5 protein-coding genes and 1 pseudogene are annotated in these 5,085 nt (G+C 71.7%); 5 read left to right on the plus strand and 1 reads right to left on the minus strand.

The features are described 5' to 3' along the window. From AB0K82_RS44220 to AB0K82_RS44235, 4 genes and pseudogenes are all read left to right on the plus strand, one after another. Nucleotides 1–195: pseudogene (locus AB0K82_RS44220) on the plus strand (hypothetical protein); the annotation flags it as partial. Beyond that, nucleotides 192–1,169 carry a MoxR family ATPase gene (locus tag AB0K82_RS44225; RefSeq protein ID WP_364409692.1) on the plus strand — a complete coding sequence of 326 codons (978 nt, stop codon included), beginning with the start codon at nt 192–194 and terminating at the stop codon, nt 1,167–1,169. The pseudogene AB0K82_RS44220 and the gene AB0K82_RS44225, both read left to right, overlap by 4 nt. A gap of 13 nt (nt 1,170–1,182) precedes the next feature. Next, the gene (locus AB0K82_RS44230; RefSeq protein ID WP_364409695.1) at nt 1,183–2,475 is read left to right on the plus strand and encodes a DUF58 domain-containing protein; all 1,293 of its coding nucleotides are present in this window, start codon (nt 1,183–1,185) and stop codon (nt 2,473–2,475) included. Between the two features lie 96 nt (nt 2,476–2,571). Then, entirely contained in the window at nt 2,572–3,138 is a 567-nt protein-coding gene (locus tag AB0K82_RS44235; protein ID WP_364409698.1) for a Uma2 family endonuclease, read from the plus strand. An 82-nt stretch (nt 3,139–3,220) separates the two neighbouring features. On the opposite strand, the gene AB0K82_RS44240 is transcribed toward AB0K82_RS44235, so the two are convergent. Beyond that, nucleotides 3,221–4,219: a stage II sporulation protein M gene (locus tag AB0K82_RS44240; RefSeq protein WP_364409701.1), complete on the minus strand. Its 999-nt coding sequence runs from the start codon at nt 4,217–4,219 to the stop codon at nt 3,221–3,223. A gap of 67 nt (nt 4,220–4,286) precedes the next feature. On the opposite strand from AB0K82_RS44240, the gene AB0K82_RS44245 reads away from it, so the two are divergent. Then, the gene (locus tag AB0K82_RS44245; protein WP_364409704.1) at nt 4,287–5,051 is read left to right on the plus strand and encodes an RDD family protein; all 765 of its coding nucleotides are present in this window, start codon (nt 4,287–4,289) and stop codon (nt 5,049–5,051) included. Nucleotides 5,052–5,085: the final 34 nt, after the last annotated feature.

Consider the following 5,085-nt stretch of genomic DNA (forward strand, 5'->3'; position numbering starts at 1 on the left):
CTCGGCATGCCGCGCAGCGCGGCCTCCGACCCCGCGATGGCCGCCGAGATCGTCGCCGCGGTCGCGGCGCACACCGGCCGGGAACAGGCCGTGGTCGGCGCCGCCCTGTACGGTCCTCCCCCAGTGGACGACGCCGGGCTGGTGAGCCTCGCGGGTGTCCTCGACGACCTGGAAAGGCTGGTTCGCAACTCTTGACGGAAACTCCACACGACCTCGCGGGCGAGGACGCCCGTACCGCGCTGACGGCACTGCGCGGAGAGGTCGCCAAGGCGGTCGTCGGCCAGGACTCCGTCGTGACCGGCCTGGTCATCGCCCTGCTGTGCCGGGGCCACGTCCTGCTCGAGGGCGTGCCCGGCGTCGCCAAGACGCTCCTGATCCGCACCCTCGCCCAGGCGCTGAAGCTCGATTTCAAGCGGGTGCAGTTCACTCCCGACCTCATGCCGGGCGACGTCACCGGCTCCCTCGTCTACGACAACCGCACGTCGGAGTTCGAGTTCCGGGAGGGGCCGGTCTTCACGAACCTGCTGCTCGCCGACGAGATCAACCGGACGCCGCCGAAGACCCAGGCGTCCCTGCTCGAGTCGATGGAGGAGCGCCAGGTCTCGGTGGAGGGCCAGGCCCGCCCGCTGCCCGACCCGTTCGTCGTCTGCGCCACCCAGAACCCCGTCGAGTACGAGGGGACCTACCCGCTGCCGGAGGCCCAGCTCGACCGGTTCCTGGTGAAGCTGAACGTCCCGGTCCCCTCCCGCGAGGACGAGATCGCGGTCCTGCAGCGTCACGCGTCCGGGTTCGACCCGCGCGACCTCGGCGCGGCGGGCGTCACCCCCGTCGCCGGCCCGGCCGACCTGGCCGCCGGCCGGGAGGCCGTGCGCCGGGTCCACATCGACCCGAAGGTGAGCGGCTACATCGTCGACCTGTGCCGCGCCACCCGCCAGTCGCCGTCCCTGCAGCTCGGTGTGTCGCCGCGCGGCGCCACGGCGCTGCTGGCGACGGCCCGGGCCTGGGCGTGGCTGTCCGGCCGCGACTACGTACGGCCCGACGACGTGAAGGCGCTCGCCCGGCCCACGCTGCGGCACCGCGTGCAGCTGCGGCCCGAGGCGGAGCTCGAGGGCGCGACCACGGACGGCGTGCTCGAGGGCATCCTCACCACCGTCCCCGCTCCCCGATGAGCGGGAGCCGGGCATGGCGCTGACCGGGCGTGCGGGGCTGCTGGCCGTCCTCGGCGCGGTCGTCCTCGTGGTCGTGCCGAGCTGGTGGACGCTGCTCGCCGTCGACGGCGTGATCGTCGCGCTCGTCGTGGCCGACCTGGTGCTGGCGGGCAACGTCCGCCGGCTGCGCCTGCACCGTTCCGGCGACACCAACGTCCGCCTCGGCGAGGAGGCCACCGTCTCCCTGATCGTGGAGAACCCCGGCCCCCGGCGGCTGCGGGCCCGCCTGCGGGACGCCTGGCCGCCCAGCGCGGGCGCCTCGCCCCGTACGTCGACCGTGACGATCCCGCCCGGCGAGCGGCGCCGCGTCGAGACCCGCCTCGTGCCGACCCGCCGTGGTGACCGCGCCGCCGTCACGGTCACCGTCCGCTCGTACGGCCCGCTGGGGCTGGCGGCCCGCCAGCTCAACCGTGCCGCGCCGTGGACGGTGCGGGTCCTGCCGGCCTTCCCGTCCCGGCGTCACCTGCCCGCGAAGCTCGCGCGGCTGCGGGAGCTCACCGGGCAGCACGTCGCGCTGATCCGCGGCCAGGGCACCGAGTTCGACTCGCTGCGGGAGTACGTCAACGGCGACGACGTGCGCTCGATCGACTGGCGGGCGACGGCACGCCGCAGCGACGTCGTCGTCCGCACCTGGCGGCCCGAGCGGGACCGCCGGATCTACCTCGTGCTCGACACCGGCCGTACGGCCGCCGGTCGCGTCGGCGACATCCCGCGCCTGGACTGCTCGATGGACGCCGCGCTGCTGCTCGGCGCGCTGGCCTCCCGCGCGGGTGACCGCGTCGACCTGCTGGCCTACGACCGGAGGGTCCGCGCCCGGGTGGAGGGCGCCGCCCGTACCGAGGTGCTGACCTCGATGGTGCGGGCGATGGCGCCGCTGGAGCCGGAGCTGATCGAGGCGGACGCGGCGGGCATGATCTCGGCGCTGTTGTCCCGGGTCCGGCAGCGGTGCCTGGTGGTGCTGCTGACCGACCTCAACGCGACCGCGATCGAGGAGGGCCTGCTGCCGCTGCTCCCCCAGCTGACGGCCAAGCACCTCGTCCTCGTCGCGGCGGTGAGCGACCCGCGGGTGACCGAGATGGTGGCGGCCCGCGGCGACGCGGCGGCCCTCTACGACGCCGCCGCGGCCGAGCGCGCCCGCGCCGAGCGCCGCCGCGTCACCGTCGAACTCCGCAAGTACGGCGTCGAGGTCGTCGACGCGCCCCCGGACGAGATCGCCCCCGCCCTCGCGGACGCCTACCTCTCTCTGAAGGCCGCCGGCCGCCTCTGATCACGCCAGGCGCTCGGCAGAGGATCGCCCCGTCAACGGCGATGCTCCTAAGATGTGAGAAGCGGGGAGAGCGACCCTGTTAACAGGAGGGCCATTATGGCGGCTTTGCCGGAATGGATGTTGAGCCTTCCGGAGGAAGGTGTCACGGCGGAGGAATACGATCGGATGCCCGAAGAGATTTGTCGGCGCATCGAGATCGTTGATGGGAGCATCATCGTGTCGCCCTCCGCGACTCCGCGGCATAACCGCATCGCGCGCCTGTTCGCCAACGCGCTCGAGGCCGCCGCGCCGGCTCCCTGGCAGGTGACCACGGACGTCGACCTACGCCTCGCGGACGTCCCGCTCCATAACCGACGGCCCGATGTGCTGGTGTTCGATGGCGATCCGGACGTGCTCCCGGTCCGCCCTCACCAGGTCCTCCTGGCGGTGGAAATCATGAGCAAGGGCAGCGTCAGCGCCGACCGCCTGGACAAACCGGCCGAATATGCCGTAGTCGGCATTCCTCATTATTGGCGCGTTGAGCAACAGAATTCCGGGCTGATCACTTATACTCACATCCTGAATGCGACGACGCGGAGCTACGCCTCTTCTGGTGCCCACACCGGCGTCCTGAAGACCGACCAACCCTTCCCCGTCGCCATCGACCTCGACGCGTTGAGCTGAGCGACGGAGCGGACGCACTTCAATCGCGGCCGAGGATTTCTGTCGCTCACACGACCGAAATCCTCGGCACAGTGGTCTCGGCTCAGGCGGCGACGGGGGCGGAGTCCGGCACCAGTTCCGCGTCGCCGGTCTCGCCCTCCTGGGCGGCGCGGCGGCCGAAGACGATGACGTACGTCAGGAACGCGGCCTCGGCGAGCACGCCGATGGCGATGCGCAGCCAGGTCACCGGCACGTGGCCGGTGATGAACCCCTCGATCGCGCCGGAGACGGCGAGCACGCCGATCAGGCCCACGGCGATGCTCATCGCCGCCCGGCCCTCCTCGGCGAGCGCCTGCCCCCTTCTGCGCGGGCCCGGGTCGATGATCGTCCAGCCGAGCCGCAGGCCCGCGGCCGCCGCGAGGTACACGGCCGTCAGCTCCAGCAGGCCGTGCGGCAGGATCAGCCCGAAGAAGATCGCGCCCTTGCCGTGGGCGAACATCAGACCGGCGGAGACACCCAGATTGAGCTGGTTGGCGAACAGGGCGAGGATCGTCGGAATGCCGAGCAGGATGCCGAAGATCAGCGACTCGGCGGAGACCCAGACGTTGTTCACCCACACGTGGAACGCGAAGGCCCCTGCGGCGTGCTCGGTGTAGTAGTCGGCGAAGTCGTGGTCGACGAGCTGCTTGATCTCCTGCGGGGACAGCAGCGACGTCTGGACCTGCGGGTTGCGCGCGACCCACACCGCCAGCACCACGGAGACCAAGGTCGACAGCACCGCCGACCCCAGCCACCACCAGCGCATCCGGTAGGCCGTCACGGGGAACGACACGGTGAGGAAGCGGGCGGCGTCCCGCCACATGGGCGCCTGCGCGCCGGTGACCGCCGCCCGGCCCCGCGCGACCAGCCCGGAGAGCCGCCCGACCAGCGCGGGCTCCGGCGAACTGGACCGCACCACCGACAGGTGGGTGGCCGCCCGCTGGTAGAGCTCGACCAGCTCGTCGATCTCCGCGCCGCTCAGCTTGCGGGTGCCACGGTTGACGAGATGCTCGAGGCGCCGCCATTCGGCGTTGTGCGCGGCCACGAAGGCGTCGACGTCCACAACCCGGCAGACTACCGTTCACTGGAGATTCCAGGTTTGAACGGATCCGCGATCAGAAAGGGGCAGCGTGCCCGTCGAACTCGTCACCGGAGAGGCCGTCGCACTCGACATCCGGGTCGCGCGGCTGGCCAGCCGCGCGCTGGCCCTGTTCATCGACGTGCTGCTGCAGTTCATGGCGCTCTACTTCTGCCTGATCTTCGTCAGCATGACGGCCCACGTGTCGGACTCCGCGGTGACGGTCGGCCTGACGCTCCTCACGATGGTCGGCGTCCTGGTCGGCTATCCGACGATCACCGAGACGCTCACGCGGGGCCGTACGCTCGGCAAGCTCGCCCTCGGGCTGCGGGTCGTCGCGGACGACGGCGGGCCGGAGCGCTTCCGTCAGGCACTGGTGCGGGCGCTGGCCGGGTTCCTCGAGTTCTGGATGCTGGCCGGCTCTCCGGCGCTGATCTCGTCCCTGGTGAGCCGGCGCGGCAAGCGGCTCGGCGACATCTTCGCGGGCACGATCGTCATCCAGGACCGGGTGCCGGTGAACGTCATGCTCGGGCCGGTGGCGATCATGCCGCCGCAGCTCGCGCCGTGGGCGGCGTCCCTGGAGCTGTCGCGGCTGCCGGACACCACCGCCCTCGCGGCACGGCAGTACCTCACGCGTTTCTGGGAGCTCGCCCCCCTCGTCCGGGACGAGATGGGGCGGCGGCTCATGGACGAGGTCCTGACGTACGTCAGCCCTCCGCCGCCGCAGGGCTTCCGGCCCGAGATCTACCTGTCCGCCGTGCTCGCCGAGCGCCGGCACCGCGAGGAACGCCGGCTCGCCGAACGTAACAGTGGATGATCGATCAGACGGTATGACGTCAGTAGGCCGTTGA

It is taken from the genome of Actinoallomurus sp. NPDC052274 (assembly GCF_040679475.1).
Classification (GTDB): domain Bacteria; phylum Actinomycetota; class Actinomycetes; order Streptosporangiales; family Streptosporangiaceae; genus Actinoallomurus; species Actinoallomurus liliacearum.

Bases quoted from the DNA above. Each gene is read 5' to 3' on its own strand.
- AB0K82_RS44230 (WP_364409695.1), top strand. From the start codon at position 1,183: ATGGCGCTGACCGGGCGTGCGGGGCTGCTGGCCGTCCTCGGCGCGGTC.
- AB0K82_RS44235 (WP_364409698.1), top strand. From the start codon at position 2,572: ATGGCGGCTTTGCCGGAATGGATGTTGAGCCTTCCGGAGGAAGGTGTC.